We start from the raw sequence: 22,581 nt of genomic DNA on the forward strand, positions 1-22,581 counted from the left end.
AGGCACGCAAACAATAGGCGCCCCCTTCCTCCGGTTCTCCGGGGGAGGGGGCGCCTGCCGTTTCCGCACTGTGCCACTGGGGGCGGGGCGCACCCGCCGTGCGCGCGGGTCCTGCTACGCCCTGTCGTGGGTGCCGGTCCTCCTGCGTTCCCGTTGTGCGTGCCGGTCCTACTGCGCGCCGGGGCGCACCAACCCGCTCTCGTACGCGTACACCGCGGCCTGCACCCGGTCGCGCAGCCCCAGCTTGGTCAGGACATGGCCCACATGCGTCTTGACCGTGGTCTCACTGACGAACAGATCGGCCGCGATCTCCGCGTTCGACAGGCCGCGCGCCACCAGCTTCAGCACCTCGACCTCACGCTCGGTCAGCGTGTGCAGCGTGTCCGGAACCGGCTCGTCGCCGGACGGCAGATGGCCCGCGTACTTGTCGAGCAGCCGGCGCGTGATGCTCGGCGCGAGCATCGCCTCGCCCGCCGCGACCACCCGGATCGCCTGCACCAGCTCATGGGCGGGCGCGTCCTTGAGGAGGAAGCCGCTGGCGCCCGCGCGCAGCGCCTCCACCACGTACTCGTCGAGGTCGAAGGTCGTCAGGACCAGGACCTTCGCCGGACCGTCCCGGCCGGGGCCGGTGATCTGCCGGGTCGCCTCGACACCGTCCATCCGCGGCATACGGATGTCCATCAGAACCACATCGGGCTGCAGGGCACGTACTTGGTCGAGTGCCTGGAGACCGTCACCGGCCTCGCCGACGACCGCAAGGTCCTGCTCCGCTTCCAGGATCATCCGGAAGCCGGTACGCAGCAGCGGCTGGTCGTCGACCAGTAGGACGCGGATGGCCACGTAAGTCTCCTTCGCTAGTCCGGCCCCATTCTGCCCTGCGCGGCGCGGCCTGACTCCGGCGCCCTCACAGCCGGCGTCTGCGCAGTCCCAAGGCGCTCGCTCAGCCGGCGGCCGCGCCGCGGGCCGGACCCCCGGCCGACGAAGGGCCCGCCTCCCGCACCGGCAGCGACTGTGCTGTCCCGGGGGCGCTCGCTCAGCCGGCGGCCGCGCCGCGGGCCGGACCCCCGGCCGACGAAGGGCCCGCCTCCCGCACCGGCAGCGACTGTGCTGTCCCGGGGGCGCTCGCTCAGCCGGCGGCCGCGCCGCGGGCCGGACCCCCGGCCGACGAAGGGCCCGCCTCCCGCACCGGCAGCGACTGTGCTGTCCCGGGGGCGCTCGCTCAGCCGGCGGCCGCGCCGCGGGCCGGACCCCCGGCCGATGAAAGGCCTGCCTCCCGCACCGGCAGCGGATACGGCGGGGGAGTGCCGCCGAACTCCGGACAAACCGCCTGGTGGTCGCACCAGCCGCAGAGCTTGGTCGGGCGCGGCCGCCAGTCGCCCGTCTCGGTGGCCTGCCGGATCGCCTCCCACAGGGCGAGCAGCTTGCGCTCGACACGCTCCAGGTCCGCGATCACCGGGTCATACGTCAGCACGTCACCGCTGCCGAGATAGACGAGCTGGAGCCGGCGCGGGACCACCCGCTTCAGCCGCCACACCACCAGCGCGTAGAACTTCATCTGGAACAGGGCGCCCTCGGCGTACTCGGGCCGAGGCGCCTTGCCCGTCTTGTAGTCGACGATCCTGACCTCGCCCGTCGGCGCCACGTCGACCCGGTCGATGATCCCGCGCAGCTTGAGCCCCGAGTCGAGCCGGGCCTCGACGAACAGCTCCCGCTCGGCGGGTTCGAGCCGGGTCGGGTCCTCCAGCGTGAACCACCGCTCCACCAGCCGCTCGGCCTCGGCGAGCCAGCGCGCCAGCCGCTCGCCCTCCGGATCGTCGGCGAACAGCTCCACGACCTCCGGCTTGGTCTCCCGCAGCCGGTCCCACTGCCCGGGGATCAACGACTTGGCGCGCGGCGCCGTCCGCTCCGTCGCGGGTGCGTCGAAGAGCCGCTCAAGGACCGCGTGCACCAAGGTGCCCCTGGTCGCCGCCTCACTCGGCTTCTCGGGCAGCTTGTCGATCACCCGGAACCGGTACAGCAACGGACACTGCATGAAGTCACTGGCGCGCGAGGGCGAGAGCGACGCGGGCGGCACGGCGGCCGCGACCCCCGCGGCCCGCCCGCCGGCGACGGCCGCGACCGCCTCCGCCGCCCCGGCCGCTTCCGCCGCTGCGGGCGCGACGGCTTCGGTCCGCCCGGCCGGCACGGCGGCCTCGGCGCTGTCGTCGGTGCCCGTCCGCGCGGCGCCCTCGGTGCTCGTCTCCATGACGACAGACCTTACGGCCCGCCACTGACAGTGACCTACCCGCGGTGCGGGCGACCGCGCGGAAAACGGAGGGGGTGCCGGGGCAGAACGCACCGCGACGGGCGCATACCATCGACCACAGACCCTCCCGCTCCGCATGATCGGGGCAGGGGACGCTTCGAACGAGGGGACATCGTGGACGAGAGCGGCGGGAGCGGGCAGCCGCGGTCCGGTACCGACGAAGCGACCGAGAGCCACGAGAGGCCCCAGGCCTCCACCGGCCCGGCCGCCGACACCACGCGCCCCGGACCGGCCCGACAAGACAGCCCCACGGATCCGACGCCCCCGAGCGATCCCGAGCCCCGGCCGGACACCCCGGACAAGGCCCAGACACCCCCCGGCCCGACGCCAGAGCCGGACGCCCCCCACACCGGCGCCCCGGGCGACACATCCGAGCCGTACGGCGCCGCGGACGACCATGCGCCCGGCCCACAGACCCCATCGCCCGACTCGGCCCGTAGGCGGGCACAGTCCACAACCGGCCTGCGGCCGCCGCGCCGCGGCAAGGAGCCCGGCGGCGGGCTGCTCATGGGCCGGCCCTTCGGCGTGCCCGTCTACGTCGCGCCCAGCTGGTTCCTCGTCGCCGCACTGATCACCTGGGTGTTCGGCGGCCAGCTCGACCGGGTGCTCCCGGAACTCGGCGCCGCCCGCTACCTGGTGTCCCTCTTCTTCGCGGTGGCCTTCTACGCCTCCGTACTCGTCCACGAACTGGCCCACACCGTCGCCGCCCTCCGCTTCAAACTGCCCGTGCGCCGGATTCAGCTGCAGTTCTTCGGAGGCGTCTCGGAAATCGAGAAGGAGGCCGAGACCCCGGGCCGGGAGTTCATCCTGGCCTTCGTCGGCCCCCTGCTCTCCCTCGTCCTCTCCGGCCTCTTCTACGCAGCCATGCAAGCCGTCGAACCCGGCACCGTCCCCGGCGTCCTGCTGGCCGGCCTCATGATCTCCAACCTCATCGTGGCCGCCTTCAACCTGCTGCCCGGACTGCCCCTCGACGGCGGCCGCATGCTCCGCGCCGTCGTCTGGAAGATCACCGGCAAGCCGATGAACGGCACGATCGCCGCCGCCTGGGTCGGCCGCGCCCTCGCCGTCTCCGTACTGATCGGACTGCCCCTCCTCACCCAGTCCGGAGCACTCGGCGACGCCCCCGACAACGTCGGCAGCATGGACACCATCACCGACGCCCTGCTCGCCGCCATCCTCGCCGCGATCATCTGGACCGGCGCCGGCAACAGCCTCCGCATGGCCCGCCTGCGCGAACACCTCCCCGAGCTGCGCGCCCGCTCACTCACCCGGCGCGCCGTCCCGGTCGAGACGAACACCCCGCTCTCGGAGGCCCTGCGCCGCGCCAACGCCGCCGGCGCCCGCGCCCTCGTCGTGGTCGACGCCGACGGCGAACCGCTCTCCCTCGTCCGCGAAGCCGCCATCGTCGGCGTACCCGAACACCGCCGCCCCTGGGTCGCGGTCAGCGGCCTCGCCCAGGACCTCACCGACGGCATGCGCGTCTCCGCCGAACTCGCGGGCGAAGACCTCCTCGACGTCCTGCGCGCCACCCCCGCCACCGAATACCTGGTCGTCGAGGAATCCGGCGAGATCTACGGCGTCCTGTCGGCCGCGGACGTGGAACGAGCCTTCGTGAAGGCCATGGCCAGGCCGTCCTGATGGTCCAAGGCGCGTTCCAGGACCGGTAGGCTGGTCACATGTCCGAACCGACCGGTGCCGCCCGCAGGCGCGGGCCCTTCAAGGTCGGGGACCAGGTACAGCTGACCGACCCCAAGGGCCGCCACTACACGTTCACGCTTGAAGCGGGGAAGAACTTCCACACCCACAAGGGTTCCTTCCCGCACGACGAGCTGATCGGCGCTCCCGAGGGCAGCGTTGTCCGCACCACGGGGAACGTCGCCTATCTCGCGCTGCGCCCCCTGCTCCCCGACTACGTCCTGTCCATGCCCCGCGGCGCCGCCGTGGTCTACCCCAAGGACGCGGGGCAGATCCTCGCCTTCGCCGACATCTTCCCCGGCGCACGCGTCGTGGAGGCCGGCGTCGGCTCCGGCTCGCTCAGCAGCTTCCTGCTGCGCGCCATCGGCGACCAGGGCATGCTGCACAGCTACGAGCGCCGTGAGGACTTCGCCGAGATCGCCCAGCAGAACGTGGAGCGCTACTTCGGCGGCCCCCACCCCGCCTGGCAGCTCACCGTCGGCGACCTCCAGGACAACCTCAGCGACACCGACGTCGACCGCGTCATCCTCGACATGCTCGCCCCCTGGGAATGCCTGGAGGCCGTCTCCAAGGCACTCGTCCCCGGCGGCATCCTCTGCTGCTACGTCGCCACCACCACCCAGCTCGCCCGGACCGTCGAGTCCATCCGCGAGATCGGCTCCTTCAACGAGCCGACCGCCTGGGAATCGATGATCCGCAACTGGCACATCGAGGGCCTGGCCGTCCGCCCCGACCACCGCATGATCGGCCACACCGGCTTCCTGCTCACCGCCCGCCGCCTCGCCGACGGCGTCGAGCCGCCCATGCGCCGCCGCCGCCCCGCCAAGGGCGCCTACGGCGAGGACTACGCCGGCCCGAACGCCGACGGCGGCGCTGCCCGCTGACACATCCGGCGCGCACCACCGCCGGCCAACCCAACGCACCACACCTGTGGCCGAGTTCCCGCATCCGTCGCGGAACTCGGCCACAGCGCTTTTCCGTTGACGCGCTCTTGTGCTGACGCACCGCCAAAAGCCCGCCAGAAGTCCGGACCCCGCCGTTCCACCCCACTGTGACGTGTGGCACCATGCGGGTCACCCCCACCGGCACAGCCCTCACGGGAGACACTCCTAGTGCAGCAATCCGCCGTCCCGGAACTGGCACACACGCACACCAGCCCCATCCAGTGGGTCGCCACGGCCACCGCCGTCGCCGGCGTCGTCGCGCTCTCCTCCGTCCTCCAGCCCGACCCCGCGACCGCGGCCCAGCCAGGCCCCGAAGCGAAATCCGCGGCGGCCACCGCCGCTCCCGACCCCGCACGCGTCGACTTCCCCATCGCATGCGGACCCACCAAAGCCATCGTGGAGAAGAAGGCCTCCGGAGACCTGGACGGCGACGGCCGCCCCGAGACCGTGGCCGTCGTCCACTGCGACGCCGGCTCGGGCACCCCGCCCAACGGCATCTACGTCCTCACCCAGGCCGCCGACGCACAGGAGCCCCGCGTCGTGGCCACCCTCATCGACCCCAAGGACCGCCTGAACGTCACGGACTTCGCCCTGCGCGACGGCGCCGTCACCGCCACCCTGCTCGGCTACTCCTCGGCCGACGTACCGAGTTGCTGCCCCGACGTGAACGACCGCGCCAAGTGGCAGTGGAAGGACGGCGCGTTCATCCGCTCCACCCCGTCCGAAGCACGCAGTGTGTGAGAACACCCTCCGAAGTCCCCCGGATACGACAACACCCTCCGCCCGCGAAGGGTGTGAGAAACCAGACAGTGAGTGACGTGGAGTGCCGTTTACGTCACTCCGCGTCAGGGCCGTAGACCTCGACCTTGTCCGAAACCCGACGCACATGAATGCAGTCGCCCGGACACTCCTTCGCGGAGTCCGCCACATCGCGCAGAAGCGGAAGCGGTACGGGCGTTGTGGCACCCGGGGCCTGCAGCAACTCGTCGTCCGAACCCTTCACATAGGCCAGACCGTCGATGTCCAGCTCAAAGACCTCGGGCGCATACTGGGCACAGATTCCGTCGCCCGTACACAGATCCTGATCGATCCACACCTCGAGTGCCTCGCCGCCGAATCCGGCCTCCTGCTGCACGGTCATTTCTCCTGCCGTTTTCTTGCGCCGAGCGACCCGAAGACTCGGGAATCAGGCCAGCTCTGACGGGTGTTGAACACTTCGAGCCTACCTCCGTCCGCTTCCCAACCATGTTCGGTGGGTATTCCCCTGGCGTGAGGGAGAGCGCAAGGGTGAAGATCGGACACACCTCGACAGTCTTTGTGATCTAGGGGTTTCAATCGACACCCACCCAGGTAGGGTCTGGAAGCGTCCAGCTCCCCTTGGAGGAGGTGAGGACCGTGGCAGCCCACGACGACGACATGAACCGCGGCATCCGGCCGGGACGAGGGTCCGATGACCCCACCGGGCAGATTGCCTACCTTGAGCAGGAGATCGCCGTCCTGCGACGCAAGCTCGCCGACTCTCCGCGTCACACGAGGATTCTCGAAGAGCGGATCGTCGAGCTGCAGACCAACCTGGCCGGCGTGTCCGCACAGAACGAGCGGCTCGCCAACACGCTCCGTGAGGCCCGCGACCAGATCGTGGCCCTCAAGGAGGAGGTCGACCGGCTCGCACAGCCGCCGGCAGGCTTCGGTGTCTTCCTCACGGCGAACGAGGACGGCACGGCCGACATCTTCACAGGGGGCCGCAAGCTCCGCGTGAACGTCAGCCCCAGCGTGGAGCTCGACGAGCTCCGGCGCGGCCAGGAACTGATGCTCAACGAAGCCCTCAACGTGGTCGAGGCCATGGAGTACGAGAGCGTCGGCGACATCGTCACCCTCAAGGAGATCCTCGAGGACGGCGAACGCGCCCTCGTGGTCGGGCACACCGACGAGGAACGGGTGGTACGGCTCGCCGAGCCGCTGCTGGACGTCACCATCCGCCCCGGCGACGCCCTTCTGCTCGAACCCCGATCCGGCTATGTCTACGAAGTTGTCCCGAAGAGCGAAGTCGAGGAACTCGTCCTCGAAGAGGTCCCGGACATCGGCTACGAGCAGATCGGCGGCCTGGGAAACCAGATCGAAATGATCCGCGACGCCGTCGAGCTCCCTTACCTCTACCCCGACCTCTTCAAGGAGCACGAACTGCGCCCGCCCAAGGGCGTACTGCTCTACGGACCCCCCGGATGCGGCAAGACACTGATCGCCAAGGCCGTCGCCAACTCACTGGCCAAAAAGGTCGCCGAAGTGACCGGACAGGCCACCGGCAAGAGCTTCTTCCTCAACATCAAGGGCCCCGAGCTCCTGAACAAGTACGTCGGCGAGACCGAGCGACAGATCCGCCTCGTCTTCCAGCGAGCACGGGAAAAGGCCAGCGAGGGCACCCCCGTCATCGTCTTCTTCGACGAAATGGAATCCCTCTTCCGCACCCGTGGATCAGGCGTCAGCTCGGACGTGGAGAACACCATCGTCCCCCAGCTGCTCGCCGAGATCGACGGCGTGGAAGGCCTGCAGAACGTCGTGGTCATCGGCGCCTCCAACCGCGAGGACATGATCGACCCCGCGATCCTGCGGCCCGGACGCCTCGACGTGAAGATCAAGATCGAGCGCCCGGACGCCGAGGCCGCCAAGGACATCTTCGGCAAGTACCTCACCGAACGCCTCCCCCTGCACTCCGAAGACATCGGAGAACACGGCGGCGACAAGTCGGCCACCGTCCACGGCATGATCCAGACCGCCGTGGAACAGATGTACGCCGAAACCGAGGAAAACCGCTTCCTCGAGGTCACCTACGCCAACGGCGACAAGGAAGTCCTCTACTTCAAGGACTTCAACTCCGGCGCCATGATCGAAAACATCGTCGGCCGCGCCAAGAAGATGGCCATCAAGGACTTCTTGGAACACAACCAGAAGGGCCTCAGGGTTTCCCACCTCCTCCAGGCATGCGTGGACGAGTTCAAGGAGAATGAGGACCTGCCCAACACCACCAACCCGGACGACTGGGCCCGCATCTCCGGAAAGAAGGGCGAACGGATCGTGTACATCCGTACCCTCATCACCGGAAAGCAGGGCGCAGACACCGGACGCTCCATCGACACGGTGGCCAACACCGGGCAGTACCTGTAAAAGACAGGGCGGCTGCGGGTGCCCTCCACGGGTACCCGCAGCCGACTGTTTTCCAGGTCACGGCTGGAGCAGAGCAATGACGCAAATGATCTCCCCACCAGCGCAAAGGCGTTCTAGGCTCTTTCGTACCGCCGAGGCGCGCAGTGCGGGGACGGGCACCGCACACGCACCGGAGCGCCAGCGGTACTTGAGCAGCGCCCCCGACCGAGGGCGCCGCCGGGCAAGGAGGGCCGCATGACCGTACGGCGAGTAATGGGCATCGAGACGGAGTACGGGATCTCCGTCCCCGGCCACCCCAACGCCAATGCCATGCTCACCTCATCCCAGATCGTCAACGCCTACGCGGCGGCGATGCACCGGGCCCGCCGGGCCCGCTGGGACTTCGAGGAGGAGAACCCGCTGCGGGACGCCCGAGGCTTCGACCTCGCCCGCGAGGCCGCCGACGCCAGCCAGCTCACCGACGAGGACATCGGCCTGGCCAACGTGATCCTCACCAACGGCGCACGGCTCTACGTCGACCACGCACACCCCGAGTACAGCGCCCCCGAGGTCACCAACCCGCGCGACGCCGTCCTCTGGGACAAGGCCGGCGAACGCATCATGGCCGAAGCCGCAGAACGCGCGGCCCAGCTCCCCGGCGCCCAGCCGATCCACCTCTACAAGAACAACACCGACAACAAGGGCGCCTCGTACGGCACGCACGAGAACTACCTGATGAAGCGGGAAACCCCCTTCTCCGACATCGTGCGCCACCTCACGCCCTTCTTCGTCTCACGCCAGGTCGTCACCGGAGCGGGCCGCGTCGGCATCGGCCAGGACGGACACGAACACGGCTTCCAGCTCAGCCAGCGAGCGGACTACTTCGAGGTCGAGGTGGGCCTCGAGACCACCTTGAAGCGCCCGATCATCAACACGCGCGACGAGCCCCACGCGGACGCGGAAAAGTACCGCCGCCTCCACGTGATCATCGGAGACGCCAACCTCTCCGAGATCTCGACGTATCTGAAACTGGGCACGACCGCCCTGGTCCTGTCCATGATCGAAGACGGCTTCATCGCCGTGGACCTGGCCGTCGACCAGCCAGTACGCACGCTGCACCAGGTCTCGCACGACCCCACACTGAAGCGACTCGTCACGCTCCGCAGCGGACGCACGCTGACCGCCGTACAACTGCAGATGGAGTACTTCGAGCTCTCACGCAAGTACGTGGAGGAACGGTTCGGATCGGACGCCGACGACCAGACCAAGGACGTCCTCCTGCGCTGGGAGGACACCCTCAACCGCCTGGAGAACGACCCCATGAGCCTCTCCGGCGAACTCGACTGGGTCGCCAAGCGGGAACTCATGGAGGGCTACCGGCGCCGTGACAGCCTCGACTGGGACGCCGCCCGGCTGCACCTGGTCGACCTCCAGTACGCCGACGTACGCGCCGAGAAGGGCCTCTACAACCGCCTCGCGGCACGCGGCAAGATGAAGCGCCTCATGGACGAGACGGACGTCGAGCGGGCCCGCACCAAGCCGCCGGAGGACACCCGCGCCTACTTCCGCGGGCGCTGCCTCGAGCAGTACGCGGACGACGTCGCGGCGGCCTCCTGGGACTCGGTCATCTTCGACCTGCCCGGCCGTGACTCGCTCCAGCGCGTTCCAACCCTGGAGCCGCTTCGCGGAACGCGTAATCACGTCAAGGAACTCCTGGACCGCTGTCGCACGGCGGAAGACCTGGTCAGGGTCCTGTCAGGCAACTGAGCAGGTGTGCTCGGGCCGATCCGGTCCGGCAGAGTGGAAAAGTCGGCGTCCGGGAATCATCGAGGTGGTCCCCGGACGTTGAGGGAACAAGGGAACTGCGGGGCCGATGTCGGACCCTGCTTGTAGGGTCTGATCAAGAACGTCGAACCGAGCGGGGTGAGGGTTATGGCGACCAAGGACACCGGCGGCGGACAGCAGAAGGCGACGCGCTCCACCGAGGAGGTCGAGGAGACCGCGCAAGACGCGCAGGTCTCTGAGGACCTCAAGGAGCGGCAGGAGAAGCTGAGCGACGACGTGGACTCTGTGCTGGACGAAATTGACGACGTCCTAGAGGAGAACGCCGAGGACTTCGTTCGAAGTTTCGTTCAGAAGGGCGGCCAGTAGCCTTTGAATCGAAGGCGGCGGGGGTGCTGGGATTGGAGAATGAAGACGGTGTGAAGCGTTGCTCGCGGTGCAAGGAGCACAAGCCGCGGGCAGCCTTCGCCAGTAACAAGGCGATGCGCGACGGCTTGCAGGCTCACTGCCGAGAGTGCGCGGCTGCTCACCACCAAGAGCGGCAAGTCGCCAAGGGGCGCAACGTGCGACCGCGAGTAGATGTACCTGCCAGGCAGAAGTACTGCCGCGGGTGTGGCGAGACCAAGCCGCACAGCGAGTGGCATCGCAGCGCGACGGCATCGGACGGCCTTGCCACTTGTTGCAAGGCATGTAAGGCCGCACGGGGGAGGCAGGGGCATCTCAAGCGCCAGTACGGCCTCACCGAAGCTGAGCGGGACGCAATGGTCGCCTCCCAGATGGGGCTCTGTGTGATCTGCCTGAAAGCTCCGGCCGTTCATGTGGATCACTGTCACGAGACGGGTAGGGTCCGTGGCGTACTGTGCTTCAACTGCAATTCGGCCATCGGCAAGTTGGGAGATGATCCCGACGCGGTTCGTCGGGCTGCCGCCTACTTGGAAGGATCCTCGTGGAAGCCAATACTCGTAGCACCGGGCGTCTACCGGCTGCCTTCCTGACGCCTGGGTCGTCGTCCTTCATGGACTTCCTGTCCGAGCACCAGCCGGAAATGCTCCCGGGTAAGCGGCAGCTGCCGCCCGTCCAGGGCGTGATCGAGGCCCCGCACGGCACGACCATCGTCGCCGCCACCTTCCCCGGTGGCGTGGTGCTCGCCGGTGACCGCCGGGCGACCATGGGGAACGTCATCGCGCAGCGGGACATCGAGAAGGTGTTCCCCGCGGATGAGTACTCGGCGGTCGGTATCGCCGGCACCGCCGGTCTCGCCGTCGAGATGGTCAAGCTCTTCCAGCTGGAGCTGGAGCACTTCGAGAAGGTCGAGGGTGCTCAGCTCTCCCTGGAGGGCAAGGCCAACCGCCTGTCGACCATGATCCGGTCCAACCTCGGCATGGCCCTGCAGGGCCTGGCCGTGGTTCCCCTGTTCGCGGGGTACGACGTGGACCGCGAGAAGGGCCGCATCTTCTCCTACGACGTCACCGGCGGCCGCTCGGAGGAGCACGGTTTCGCGGCCACGGGCTCCGGCTCGATCTTCGCGCGCGGTGCCCTGAAGAAGCTGTACAGCCCCGACCTGACCGAGCAGCAGGCGACGACGCTCGTTGTCCAGGCCCTGTATGACGCGGCCGACGACGACTCGGCGACCGGTGGTCCCGATGTCGCCCGCCGGATCTACCCGATCGTCACCGTGATCACCGAAGAGGGATTCCGCAAGCTGACTGATGAGGAGTCCTCCGAGATCGCCCGCTCGATTCTGGAGCGGCGTCTTGAGCAGCCCGATGGTCCGCGGGCCGCGCTGCTCTGAGCCCGCCTTCGTTATCAGGTGATCCACTGACTTCGACAGAAAGGGACGGATAGCCGGTGTCGACGCCGTTCTATGTCTCACCCCAGCAGGCCATGGCCGATCGGGCGGAGTACGCCCGCAAGGGCATCGCCCGTGGCCGCAGCCTGGTCGTGCTGCAGTACGCCGACGGCATCGTGTTCGTCGGGGAGAACCCGTCCCGTGCGCTGCACAAGTTCAGCGAGATCTATGACCGGATCGCTTTCGCGGCGGCCGGTAAGTACAACGAGTACGAGAACCTTCGGATCGGCGGTGTGCGGTACGCCGATCTGCGGGGTTACACCTATGACCGTGATGACGTGACTGCTCGTGGTCTGGCCAATGTGTATGCCCAGACCTTGGGGACGATCTTCTCGAGTGCGGCTGAGAAGCCGTACGAGGTGGAGTTGGTGGTCGCCGAGGTCGGCGAGACGCCTGAGGGTGATCAGATTTATCGGCTGCCGCATGACGGGTCGATCGTGGATGAGCACGGTTCGGTCGCGGTCGGTGGTAATGCCGAGCAGATCAGTGGCTATCTGGATCGGCGTCATCAGGACGGGATGTCGCTGGCGGAGGCCTTGAAGCTGGCCGTGGAGGCGCTGTCGCGGGAGCCGAACGGTGGTGAGCGGGAGATTCCGGCGGAGCGGCTTGAGGTGGCGGTGCTGGATCGGACGCGGCCGCAGCAGCGGAAGTTCAGGCGGATTGCTGGGCGGCAGTTGGCTCGGTTGTTGGAGGCGGGCGGTGCCGAGACCGCTACCGAGGCCGAGGCCGAGGCCGAGGCTGAGGCTGAGGACGGCGACGACGAGTAGTCCCGTCGGTTTTGCCCCTGCTCTTCGCGCGCCCCGATCCTTTGTGGTCGGGGCGCGCCGCGTTTCGGTGCGTTTTGCGCCGGTGAGCGCTTTCCGCCGCCGGTGGGCGCTTTCTGCCGGTGGGTGGGTCGGGGCCGGTGCAGGTACATCCGCCCGTCGCCGGTGGATCAGACGTTGGCCTATGGGGAGCTGTTTCCAGATCCGGGCGTAAACGACGGGCATGTGATGTTCCGGCTCCGGCCCCTCCCGTCGTTCGGCGGGTGCGGGTGGGTGGGGGCGCGGCGTGGGGCGTCCCTGCGTGATCGCTGTGGGTGTGGCGCGGGGTGTCCGCCCGTGGTCGCTGTGGTCGTCCGGTTGTGGGTGGGTGTGTGTGCGTTGGGCTACGTGTGTGGGGGGCTTGGTGGGGCCGTGGAGGCCCGTACGACCAGGGTGACTGGGATGTCTTGCTTGGGGGGTGTGCGGCCTTCCAGGACGGCGAGGAGGGCTTGCATGCCGCGTTCGCCGAATTGTTCGGCGTCGAGGTGGACGGTGGTGAGTTCTGGGTCGAGGGCTTTGGCCAGGGCCAGGTCGTCGAGGCCGGTGATGGAGAGGTCGTCGGGGATGTGGAGGCCGAGGCGGCGGGCTGCTTTGTAGGCGCCGGCGGCGAGTATGTCGTCGTCGCAGATCAGGGCGGTGGGGCGGGGGCCCGGGGCGGAGAGGGCGGTCGCGGCGGCGGTGAGGGCGTCTTCGATGGAGATGGGGGCGCGGGTGGTGCGCAGGTGGGTGCCGGGGACCTGAGTGAGGCGGGTGGCCAGTTCTTGGGCGCGTACGTCGAAGGTCCAGGAGGGGATGTCGGCCGCGAGGTGGAGGAAGCGGCGGTGGCCGAGGGTGAGGAGGTGTTCGGCGATCTGGCGTACGCCGTCCTTGATGTCGAGGTTGACCGTGGCCGCGCCGAGGCTGCCCTCGGGGTCGCTGTCGAGCATGACGAGGGGGAGTTGGTCGCCGCGGATGGCGGTGAGGGCGTCGGCGGCCATGGAGGAGGCGATGACGCCGTCGAGGGCGGCTGTGGCCGAGCCGAAGGGGTTGCGGGCGGGGCCGATGCCTTCGGGGGAGGGGTAGAGGACGACGCCGAAGCCGTGTTCGGCGGCGATGCGGGCGGCGCCTGTGTAGACGCCGGCGAAGAATTCGGTGGTGAGGGCGGGGACCACGAGGAGGACGGTGCGGGTGCGGCCGAGGCGGAGGTTGCGGGCGGCCAGGTTCGGGCGGTAGCCGAGTTCCTGGGCGGCTTCTCGGACGCGTTCGGCGGTGGCCTCGGAGACCCGGCCGCGCCATTTGTCGCCGAGGACGAGTGAGACGGCGGCCTGGGAGACGCCTGCGGCCTGGGCGACGTCCCGGCTCGTGGGGCGCGTGCTGGCTGGTGCCACCGTCGACCTGCTCCCTCGTCTGGACTCGTGGACTGCGCACATGGTACGTATGGCAGGCGACGTTATACGTAAAACCTCCGAGGCGAGAAGGGCTTCACATGGCTGCGGGGTATGGGGAGATCCTCCGGGCGCGGCATGCTGCCCGACTGCTCGTCGGCACCCTGGTGGGGCGGCTGCCGAACGCGACCGCGGCCATCGCCGTCGTGCTGTTCGTGCGGGCGGAGGGCGGCACGTACAGCCTGGCGGGTGTGCTGGCCGCCGTGTACGGGGTGGCGAATGCCGTGGGGCAGCCGTTGCTCGGGCGGCTTGTGGATCTCTATGGGCAGCCGCGCGTGCAGTTGCCGGCGGCGCTGGTCTCGGCTCTGGGGATGGCCGTGTTCGCGTTCTCGGGCACGGATCCGCTGCCGGTGGCGTCTGCGGCGATGGCCGTCGCCGGGCTCTTCACGCCGCCTCTGGAGGGTGGTCTGCGGGCGTTGTGGCCCTCTGTCCTCCGTAAGGAGGACCAGGTGCACACCGCGTACGCGATGGACGCGGTGGCGCAGGAGGTCATGTTCACGGTCGGGCCGCTGCTGGTGACGCTGTGCGTGTCGCTCTGGTCCGCGCAGGCGGCGCTGCTGGTCCTGAATGTCGTGGGTGTGCTGGGCGCGCTCTGCGTGGTGGTGTCGCCGCCCTCGCGCGCGTGGCGCTCGGCGCCGCGTGAGGCGCACTGGCTGGGCGCGTTGCGTTCGTCCGGGCTGGTGGCGCTGCTTGGCGCCTTCCTGTTCGTCGGGGTCGCGCTGGGTTCGATCACGGTCGCGGCGGTGTCGTACGCCGATGGCCATGGTGGGGACGTGGTGTACGGCTGGCTGATGGCGGGTATAGGCCTCGGTGCTCTTGTCGGCGGGTCGGTGTATGGCGTGCGGCAGTGGAGTGGTGCGCCGGAGGTGCGACTGCGGGTGCTTGTGGCGCTTCTGGCGGTGTGTTATCTGCCGTTGACGCTGGTGCCGGGTCCGGTGGCCATGACGGCTCTCACGACGCTCGCGGGTGTGTTCCTGGCGCCCTGTATCGCTTGTGCGTTCGTGCTGGTCGACCGGCATGCGCCGGTTGGCACGGTCACTGAGGCTTTCTCCTGGCTTGTGACGACGTTCACCGTGGGGGCGTCGGTCGGAACGGGCTTGGCGGGCCCTGTGGTCGAGTGGGGCGGGGCGGTGTGGGGCTTCGCCGTTCCGGGTGCCGCGGGTGCCGCCGCGCTGGTGGTTCTGCTGGCCACGGGGCGGGTTCTCGCAGCTACCGGGAAGGGCGCGGTGGTCGCGGTCTCATCGGAAAATGATCCAAACCGTGCCGTCGAACCCCGTTTCAGCTCAGGGGATCGGGCGTAATGTTCAGTCATGGACCGCCGCATTTTCGGGCTGGAGAACGAGTACGGCGTCACGTGTACGTTCAGGGGACAGCGCCGCCTGTCTCCCGACGAGGTGGCGCGGTACCTCTTCCGCCGTGTCGTGTCATGGGGCCGCAGCAGCAATGTCTTTCTGCGGAACGGTGCCCGCCTTTACCTCGACGTGGGATCACATCCGGAATACGCGACACCCGAATGTGACAACGTGACGGAACTCGTCACCCACGACAAGGCCGGCGAGCGCATTCTCGAAGGACTCCTGGTGGACGCCGAACGACGCCTGCACGAGGAAGGAATCGCGGGCGACGTCTACCTGTTCAAGAACAACACCGACTCGGCGGGCAACTCCTACGGGTGCCATGAGAACTATCTGGTGGCCCGGCACGGGGAGTTCTCCCGGCTCGCGGACATTCTCATTCCGTTCCTGGTCACGAGGCAGCTCCTGTGCGGTGCCGGCAAGGTGCTGCAGACCCCGCGCGGTGCCGTGTACTGCGTCAGCCAGCGGGCGGAGCACATCTGGGAGGGCGTCAGCTCCGCGACGACCCGGTCCCGGCCCATCATCAACACCCGCGACGAACCGCATGCGGACGCAGAGCGTTACCGCCGGCTGCATGTCATCGTCGGCGACTCGAACATGTCCGAGACGACCATGCTGCTCAAGGTCGGCGCCACCGACCTCGTGCTGCGGATGATCGAGGCGGGCACGGTCATGCGTGACCTCACCCTGGAGAACCCGATCCGGGCGATCCGCGAGGTCAGCCACGACATCACGGGCCGGCGCAAGGTGCGCCTGGCCAGCGGCCGCGAGGCTTCCGCGCTGGAGGTGCAGCGCGAGTACTACGAGAAGGCCGTGGACTTCTGCGAGCGCCGCGGCATCCGCACCGGAACGGTCGAGCAGGTCCTCGAACTGTGGGGCCGTACGCTCGACGCGATCGAGGCCGAGGACCTCGACCGGATCGGCACCGAGATCGACTGGGTGATGAAGTACAAGCTCATCGAGCGGTACCGGGCCAAGCACAACATGACGATGTCGCACCCGCGGGTCGCGCAGATAGACCTTGCGTACCACGACATCCACCGGCGTCGTGGTCTGTACTACCTGCTGGAGAAGAAGGGGCAAGCCGCGCGGATCTGCAACGACTTGAAGATCTTCGAGGGCAAGTCGGTGCCGCCGCAGACCACTCGGGCGCGGTTGCGTGGTGACTTCATCCGGCGGGCTCAGGAACAGCGCCGCGATTTCACGGTGGACTGGGTCCATCTGAAGCTGAACGACCAGGCGCAGCGCACCGTGTTGTGCAAGGACCCGTTCCGTTCGGTTGACGACCGGGTGGAGAAGCTGATCGCTGGAATGTGAGTCGGCTCCGGTCCGCTCGTGGGCCGGTGGGCGCCTGGATGTCCGATGCCCGGAGGTGGTGACGCCTCCGGGCATCGGGTGTTTTTGCCGCGGTTGTGTGACGGCGCGTTTCGCGTCAGGGGGTGGGGGGTGCGTGTAGGTCGTAGAGTGGCGGCCATTGCCCTCCACCCCCGACTCCCAGTTGGACTGATGAACTACAACGTGAAACGACGCGCCGTCATGCTGCTGGCCGTTCCCGCCCTGTTGTTCACCGCCGCGTGCGGATCGGACGACAAGGACACCGGCGATGCGGCGGGAGGCGTCGCCCAGGTCAAGGGGACGTTCGGGGACAAGCCCGAGATCTCCGTGCCCAAGGGCGGCAAGGCGTCCGACAAGACCGTGGTCGAGACGGTCTCGGCAGGCAGCGGCTCCGTGATCAAGGCGTCCGACTTCGTCCGGCTGGACTGGACCGTGGAGAAGTGGGGAAGCAGCCAGCCGCTCGGTGGCACCTGGGCCGCGGCGACCGCCGGTGCCAAGACGCCGCGGCAGCAGTCCGTCGACCAGATCGGCAAGCCGAGCCAGCAGCTGCCCGCCAAGGTCCTGGACGCCGTCAAGGGACAGAAGACGGGCAGCCGCATCCTGGTGCAGGGCACCGCGGGTGAGCTGATCGGCGAGGGGCTGAACACGTCGTCCGGTATCACCGCCAAGGATGTGCTGATCTGGGTGGTCGACGCGGTCGGTGCCGCCAGTGTCGATTCCAAGGCCGAGGTGAAGGGGACGCAGGCGGCCCCCGAGCCGGGTATGCCCACGGTGTCGGCTCCCGCGCAGAAGGCGGCGACCATCACCATCCCCAAGGGCGCCAAGGCGCCCAAGGACCTTGAGGAGCAGGTGCTGATCAAGGGCACCGGCAAGAAGGTCGAGGCCGGTCAGGGCCTCATCGCGCAGTACACCGGGGTCAAGTGGGAGGATGGCAAGAAGTTCGACTCCTCCTGGGACCACGGGGGTGCCACCGCCTTCCAGATCGGCACCGGCTCCGTGATCGCCGGGTGGGACAAGGGCCTCGTCGGCAAGAACGTGGGGGACCGTGTGCTGCTGGTGATTCCGCCCTCCCTCGGCTACGGCGCGAACCCCAGCAGCGAGTTGGCCAAGAACACGCTGGTCTTCGTGGTGGATATCCTCGGCACGGTGTGATCACAGAGTCTGTGAGACTGTCCGGGACGATGGCCGCGCAGTGACGACGGCCGTGCAACAAGGAGTAATGAAGTGAGCATCGACAAGCCCGAGATCGACTTCCCGGGCGGCGAGCCCCCGGCGGACCTCGAGATCAAGGACATCTGGGAGGGCGACGGCCCGGTCGCCAAGGCCGGCGACTTCGTCAAGGTCCACTACGTGGGCGTGGCCTTCTCCACCGGCGAGGAGTTCGACGCCTCCTGGAACCGCGGTACCCCGCTCGAGTTCCAGCTCGGCGTCGGCCAGGTCATCCAGGGATGGGACCAGGGCGTGCAGGGCATGAAGGTCGGCGGCCGCCGCCAGCTGATCATCCCGGCGCACCTCGCGTACGGCGACCGCGGCGCCGGTGGCCGTATCGCCCCGGGCGAGACGCTGATCTTCGTCTGCGACCTGGTCTCCGTCTGAGATCAGCGCGTACGCCGTGTGATCAGGGTCTGACCGGATCAGATCACCTGGGCCCATGCCTGTCCGGGCATGGGCCCTCGGCTTTTGCCGCGGCACCTCAGGGCGGTACGGTCATCGGTTGGGAGCACCATAGGGAAGGGCGTCGATGGCCATTGCCAAGGCCGAGCGGCTGATGAACCTGGCGCTGTGTCTGCTCGGGACACGGCGGCCGCTCAGCAAGCGCGAGCTGCGCGATTCCATCGAGGCCTACGTCGAGGCCTTCGGGCCGGGCAGAGGTGCGGCCTTCGGGCCGGGCAGAGGTGCGGCCTCCGGGCCGGGCAAGGGCGCGGCGGCCTCGGACGACTCCTTCAACCGGATGTTCGAGCGCGACAAGGACGATCTGCGCGAACTCGGGCTGGTCATCGAGACGGTGGAGAACCTCGACGGCGAGGTCGGCTATCTCGCCCGCCGCGACAGCAACCGTCTGCCGCCCATCACGCTCGACGCCGAGGAGGCCGCCGCCCTCGGCCTGGTCGCCAAGGTCTGGCAGCAGGCCCGGCTTGCCGGTGCCGCCAGCGGCGCCCTGCAGAAGCTGCGCGCCGCGGGCCTGCCCGAGGACGTGGACCCGTACGAGGCCCATGGCGCCCTGGAACCGCACATCCCCGTGCACGAGGCGGCCTTCGAACCGCTGATGCTCGCCTGCCGCGACCGTCGCACGGTCGTCTTCGACTACCGCAAGGCCACCGCCGCGCACCCCGAGACCCGGCACGTCGAGCCGTGGGCCCTGGAGTGCTGGCGCGGCCACTGGTATCTGGCGGGCTGGGACCGCGACCGCGGCGCCGAGCGCGTCTTCCGGCTCTCCCGGATCACCGGCAAGGTCCGCACCCGCGCCGGGCGGTACACGGCCGAGGTGCCCGACGTCGTCACCGTGCGCGAGACGGTCGCGGGCTGGGCGGGGGAGATCGCCGACCGCACCGCGCGGATCCGGATGCGCGCCGGCTCGGGCTATCCGCTGCGCGCCAAGGCCGTCTCCGTACGGGAACGGGGCGACGGCTGGGACGAGTTGGAGATTCCGTACGGGCACGGCCTGGATGCCTGGCTTGTCGAGTTCGGGCCCGACGTGGTGGTCCTGGAGCCCGCCGAGCTGCGGGCCGACGTCGTGGACCGGCTGCGCGCCGTGGCCAAGGGCTGAGGGGGAGCGTAAGAACGTGGCAGGAAAACCGGCCAGGCCCGCCAACGCGATCGATCAGACCCGGCGGATGCTCTCCCTGGTGACGTATCTGCGGGAGCGCCCCGGCGCGCGCGTCGGCGATGTCGCGCGGGCCTTCGGGATCACCGAGGACGAGCTGATCTCCGACCTCGACGTGCTGCCGCTGTGCGGGACCAGCTTCCGCGGCGGTGATCTGCTCGACATCGACACCGATGGCGACCGGATCTGGTGGCACAACCCGGACGACGTCGCGGAGCCCCTGCGTATCGCCGCCGACGAGGCGACCGCGCTGCTCGTGGCCGCGCGTGCCGTCTCCACGCTGCCCGGCCTTCGCGAGGGCGACCGGCAGGCGCTGCTGCGCGCGACCGCCAAGGTGGAGGCCGCCTCGGGTGAGGCGGCGGGCGCCAGCTCCCGTCTCTCGGTGACCTTCGAGTCCGAGGGCGGGGTCTTCGCGGACGTCGACCGGGCGATCTCCGAGCGCCGCCGGCTGTGGATCCGCTACTACTCGCCCTCGCGCGACGAGCTCACCGAGCGCGAGATCGACCCGATCCGCCTGGTCAGCGTCGGCCACACGTACGTGGAGGCATGGTGCCGCCGCTCCGAGGCGCGTCGCACCTTCCGGCTCGACCGGGTCGCCGAGATCCGCATCCTCGACGAGCCGTCCGCGCCGCCGGAGATCGAGCCGCGGGACCTCTCCGAGGGGCTCGTGCAGCCCGCTGCGGAGGACCCCGAGGTGGTCGTCGAGGTCGGTCCCGGCGGACGCTGGGTCGCCGAGTACTACCCGCACGACAGCGCCGACGAGCTGCCGGACGGCGGGCTGCGTATCACCTTGCGGACCCCCGATCCCGCGTCGCTGCGGCGGCTGGCGCTGCGCCTGGGCCGCGACGGCCGGATCGTGTCGCCGCAGGACCTCGCTGACAGCGCCCGGCGGGCGGCCCGCGAGGCGCTCGCGGCCTACGACGGGCTCGACGGGCCGCAAGGGGATCAGGACGGGCCGTACGACAGGCGGGAGCAGGGGCTTTGAGCACGTCGTCGATGTCTGGTGCGCCGGGGACGGCGGGCGCGCCGTCGGGTGCACGCCTAAGTGCGCCGGAAATGTCGGTGGTGACCGCTTTCGCCGGAATGAGGAGGGTGGTTGACGTGATGTTCAAGGCCGCCTGCCCCGACTGCCGGGCCGGTTTCGAACTCGCGGCGAGCGCTCTGCGGCTGGTCATCGGCGCCAGCAGCCGTACCACCTTCTACTCCTTCACCTGCCCCGGGTGCGGCGCCGCCGTACGCAAGCCCGCGGGCGAACGCATCGTCGAGCTGCTCACCGGGGGCGGGGTGCGGACCCTGCGGCTGCACTCCACCCTCTAAGCGGCTCCGGGGAACGCACCCGCACTTCCCCGGCGTCGCTTAGGGTCGACGTCATGTTCTGGCCGATGTTTGCGATCGCTGTGGGTTTCGCGGGAATCGCCGTTCTCGGCGTGCTCGCCGTCCGGGTCTTCCTCGAGGCGGAGCGTCTGGGGCGCCAGGTTTCCGACTCGGCGCGCCGCATCAGCAGGGCCGCCGAGGATCTGGAGAGCGCGGCCGTGACGACGGCCGGCTCCGTGGATGCCCTGTGACCAGTTCTGTCGATGCCCGCCAGTCGCCGGAGCGTGCGCTTTGAGTGGCAATCACCCTGTCACCTTCCCGGCCGTGACAGGTACGCTGCTGATCGCGGCCCGGATAACGAGGCGCGGGTCGCGAACCGGGAGTACGCACAGGGATTATCCCGCGTTCACCCCTGAGCGTTACGATCGCTGTCAACACGACGATCGGGCAGATGTCCGACCGATCGGACAGCACCCCGCCCCTGCAGCCTCGGTGAGAAGGTAAAGACTTATGTTCGGAAGGCTCGGAGCTCCCGAGATCATTCTCATCCTCGTCGTCATCATCCTGTTGTTCGGCGCGAAGAAGCTTCCGGACATGGCCCGCTCCCTCGGCAAGTCCGCGCGCATCCTCAAGAGCGAGGCGAAGGCGATGAAGTCCGAGGGACAGGACTCCGCCCCGGCCGGTCCGCCCAGCACGGACGAGCAGCCCCCGGCTCAGCGCACCATCCAGGCCGCCCCCGGCGACGTGACCAGCTCGCGCCCGGTCACCGAGCCGACGGACACGACCAAGCGCTGACGCAGGGCCGGTGACCTCCGGCCCTCCGCACGAGATGGGAACGTGGGTTGCTCAAGTCTGCCCGCAACAAGGAGAAGGATCCCGAGGGGCGGATGCCCCTCGCGGAGCACCTTCGTGAGCTCCGGAACCGGCTCGCGAAGGCGATGCTGGCCATCGTCGTCGTCACCGTCGTCGCCGCCTTCTTCTATAACGACATCATCAACATCATCACCAGGCCGATCCTCGACTCGGTCGGCTGTGAAAGGTCCTTCGAGCAGCTGGCGAAGTCGTCTTCCTCCGAGCCGTGCGCGCAGATCACGATCAACGGTCTGCTCACGCCCTTCACGCTCGCGTTGAAGGTGTCATTGATGGCCGGTGTCGTCCTGGCCTCGCCGGTCTGGCTGTACCAGCTGTGGGCCTTCGTCGCGCCGGGTCTGCACCGGCACGAGAAGAAGTACGCCTACGCGTTCGTCGGCATGGGCGCCCCGCTCTTCCTCGGCGGTGCCTACTTCGCGTACTCGGTGCTGCCGACCACGGCGTCGGTGCTGCTCGACTTCACGCCGGACGGGACCTCCAACCTGCTGCCGCTGGACGACCTGCTCGACCTCGTCACGCGCATGGTGATCGTCTTCGGCCTCTCCTTCGAGCTGCCCCTGCTGCTGATCTTCCTCAACCTCACCGGGGCGATCACCGGCAAGCGGATGCTCGGCTGGTGGCGAGCGATGATGATGGGCATCACCGTGTTCGCGGCGCTCGCGACGCCCAGCACCGACCCGCTGACGATGCTGGCGCTCGCCGGACCGATCTGGATCCTGTACTTCGGCGCGACGGCCTTCTCGCTGCTCAATGACCGACGCAGGCGCCGCCGCGACGCACTGGGCCCCGCCGACGACGAGGCCTCCGACCTGGATCTCACCCCCGAGGACGTCGGCGAGGTCGAGACCGTGTCGGTCAGCCGGGCGCTGCCGGAGCAGGCGAGCTCGGACCGGGTCAACGGTTATGACGACGTGACCTGACGCAGCCCGCGGACCTCGTA

23 protein-coding genes are annotated in these 22,581 nt (G+C 68.9%); 19 read left to right on the plus strand and 4 right to left on the minus strand.

Annotated features, from left to right (window positions below):
- Positions 1-168 precede the first annotated feature (168 nt).
- Positions 169-840, minus strand: a complete 672-nt coding sequence (locus C4B68_RS32415) for a response regulator (RefSeq protein ID WP_099500063.1) — start codon at positions 838-840, stop codon at positions 169-171.
- Positions 841-1,219: 379 nt separating this feature from the next.
- Positions 1,220-2,245, minus strand: a complete 1,026-nt coding sequence (locus C4B68_RS32420; protein WP_099500064.1) for a RecB family exonuclease — start codon at positions 2,243-2,245, stop codon at positions 1,220-1,222.
- Positions 2,246-2,419: 174 nt separating this feature from the next.
- Here C4B68_RS32420 and C4B68_RS32425 point away from each other — a divergent pair, with 174 nt between their 5' ends.
- From C4B68_RS32425 to C4B68_RS32435, 3 genes are all read left to right on the plus strand, one after another.
- Positions 2,420-3,943, plus strand: coding sequence for a site-2 protease family protein (locus C4B68_RS32425; RefSeq protein WP_099500065.1), 1,524 nt, complete (start codon positions 2,420-2,422; stop codon positions 3,941-3,943).
- A 38-nt stretch (positions 3,944-3,981) separates the two neighbouring features.
- Positions 3,982-4,884, plus strand: coding sequence for a tRNA (adenine-N1)-methyltransferase (locus C4B68_RS32430; RefSeq protein ID WP_099500066.1), 903 nt, complete (start codon positions 3,982-3,984; stop codon positions 4,882-4,884).
- A 228-nt stretch (positions 4,885-5,112) separates the two neighbouring features.
- Entirely contained in the window at positions 5,113-5,685 is a 573-nt protein-coding gene (locus C4B68_RS32435) for a hypothetical protein (protein ID WP_099500067.1), read from the plus strand.
- Between the two features lie 94 nt (positions 5,686-5,779).
- Here the strand turns inward: C4B68_RS32435 and C4B68_RS32440 are convergent, their stop codons facing one another.
- Complete coding sequence (locus tag C4B68_RS32440) at positions 5,780-6,085, minus strand: ferredoxin (protein WP_099500068.1); 306 nt, start codon at positions 6,083-6,085, stop codon at positions 5,780-5,782.
- 254 nt (positions 6,086-6,339) lie between these two features.
- On the opposite strand from C4B68_RS32440, the gene arc reads away from it, so the two are divergent.
- The 6 genes from arc (at position 6,340) to prcA (ending at position 12,483) form a co-directional block, all read left to right on the plus strand.
- Positions 6,340-8,106: a proteasome ATPase gene (gene arc, locus C4B68_RS32450; RefSeq protein ID WP_099500070.1), complete on the plus strand. Its 1,767-nt coding sequence runs from the start codon at positions 6,340-6,342 to the stop codon at positions 8,104-8,106.
- A 234-nt stretch (positions 8,107-8,340) separates the two neighbouring features.
- A complete protein-coding gene (dop, locus tag C4B68_RS32455) occupies positions 8,341-9,852 on the plus strand; it encodes a depupylase/deamidase Dop (protein ID WP_338059739.1) in 1,512 nt (503 codons plus the stop codon).
- Positions 9,853-10,017: 165 nt separating this feature from the next.
- The gene (locus tag C4B68_RS32460) at positions 10,018-10,236 is read left to right on the plus strand and encodes a ubiquitin-like protein Pup (protein ID WP_075027689.1); all 219 of its coding nucleotides are present in this window, start codon (positions 10,018-10,020) and stop codon (positions 10,234-10,236) included.
- 32 nt (positions 10,237-10,268) lie between these two features.
- Positions 10,269-10,862 (plus strand): endonuclease VII domain-containing protein, encoded by a 594-nt coding sequence (locus tag C4B68_RS32465; protein ID WP_373682195.1) that lies wholly within the window; start codon positions 10,269-10,271, stop codon positions 10,860-10,862.
- A complete protein-coding gene (gene prcB / locus C4B68_RS32470; protein WP_099500072.1) occupies positions 10,814-11,659 on the plus strand; it encodes a proteasome subunit beta in 846 nt (281 codons plus the stop codon). Before C4B68_RS32465 ends, prcB begins: the two co-directional genes overlap by 49 nt.
- A gap of 56 nt (positions 11,660-11,715) precedes the next feature.
- Positions 11,716-12,483, plus strand: coding sequence for a proteasome subunit alpha (prcA, locus tag C4B68_RS32475; RefSeq protein WP_099500073.1), 768 nt, complete (start codon positions 11,716-11,718; stop codon positions 12,481-12,483).
- Between the two features lie 380 nt (positions 12,484-12,863).
- On the opposite strand, the gene C4B68_RS32480 is transcribed toward prcA, so the two are convergent.
- Positions 12,864-13,886, minus strand: a complete 1,023-nt coding sequence (locus C4B68_RS32480; protein WP_240634550.1) for a LacI family DNA-binding transcriptional regulator — start codon at positions 13,884-13,886, stop codon at positions 12,864-12,866.
- Between the two features lie 98 nt (positions 13,887-13,984).
- On the opposite strand from C4B68_RS32480, the gene C4B68_RS32485 reads away from it, so the two are divergent.
- The 10 genes from C4B68_RS32485 to tatC all read left to right on the plus strand — a co-directional run bounded on the left by C4B68_RS32485 (position 13,985) and on the right by tatC (position 22,561).
- The gene (locus tag C4B68_RS32485; protein WP_099500075.1) at positions 13,985-15,244 is read left to right on the plus strand and encodes an MFS transporter; all 1,260 of its coding nucleotides are present in this window, start codon (positions 13,985-13,987) and stop codon (positions 15,242-15,244) included.
- Between the two features lie 9 nt (positions 15,245-15,253).
- The gene (pafA, locus tag C4B68_RS32490; protein WP_028801611.1) at positions 15,254-16,615 is read left to right on the plus strand and encodes a Pup--protein ligase; all 1,362 of its coding nucleotides are present in this window, start codon (positions 15,254-15,256) and stop codon (positions 16,613-16,615) included.
- 189 nt (positions 16,616-16,804) lie between these two features.
- The gene (locus C4B68_RS32495; protein WP_099500076.1) at positions 16,805-17,785 is read left to right on the plus strand and encodes an FKBP-type peptidyl-prolyl cis-trans isomerase; all 981 of its coding nucleotides are present in this window, start codon (positions 16,805-16,807) and stop codon (positions 17,783-17,785) included.
- A 72-nt stretch (positions 17,786-17,857) separates the two neighbouring features.
- Positions 17,858-18,229: an FKBP-type peptidyl-prolyl cis-trans isomerase gene (locus C4B68_RS32500; RefSeq protein ID WP_099500077.1), complete on the plus strand. Its 372-nt coding sequence runs from the start codon at positions 17,858-17,860 to the stop codon at positions 18,227-18,229.
- A 145-nt stretch (positions 18,230-18,374) separates the two neighbouring features.
- Positions 18,375-19,400 carry a helix-turn-helix transcriptional regulator gene (locus tag C4B68_RS32505; protein WP_099500078.1) on the plus strand — a complete coding sequence of 342 codons (1,026 nt, stop codon included), beginning with the start codon at positions 18,375-18,377 and terminating at the stop codon, positions 19,398-19,400.
- A gap of 16 nt (positions 19,401-19,416) precedes the next feature.
- Positions 19,417-20,442: a helix-turn-helix transcriptional regulator gene (locus C4B68_RS32510; RefSeq protein ID WP_099500079.1), complete on the plus strand. Its 1,026-nt coding sequence runs from the start codon at positions 19,417-19,419 to the stop codon at positions 20,440-20,442.
- Positions 20,443-20,453: 11 nt separating this feature from the next.
- Positions 20,454-20,774 carry a hypothetical protein gene (locus C4B68_RS32515; protein ID WP_099500460.1) on the plus strand — a complete coding sequence of 107 codons (321 nt, stop codon included), beginning with the start codon at positions 20,454-20,456 and terminating at the stop codon, positions 20,772-20,774.
- 53 nt (positions 20,775-20,827) lie between these two features.
- Positions 20,828-21,022, plus strand: a complete 195-nt coding sequence (locus tag C4B68_RS32520; protein ID WP_099500080.1) for a hypothetical protein — start codon at positions 20,828-20,830, stop codon at positions 21,020-21,022.
- Between the two features lie 259 nt (positions 21,023-21,281).
- Positions 21,282-21,566 (plus strand): Sec-independent protein translocase subunit TatA, encoded by a 285-nt coding sequence (gene tatA / locus C4B68_RS32525; protein WP_099500081.1) that lies wholly within the window; start codon positions 21,282-21,284, stop codon positions 21,564-21,566.
- Positions 21,567-21,613: 47 nt separating this feature from the next.
- Positions 21,614-22,561 carry a twin-arginine translocase subunit TatC gene (gene tatC / locus C4B68_RS32530; protein WP_099500082.1) on the plus strand — a complete coding sequence of 316 codons (948 nt, stop codon included), beginning with the start codon at positions 21,614-21,616 and terminating at the stop codon, positions 22,559-22,561.
- The last annotated feature ends 20 nt before the right edge of the window (positions 22,562-22,581 follow it).

It is taken from the genome of Streptomyces dengpaensis (genome assembly GCF_002946835.1).
GTDB classification, from domain to species: Bacteria; Actinomycetota; Actinomycetes; order Streptomycetales; family Streptomycetaceae; genus Streptomyces; species Streptomyces dengpaensis.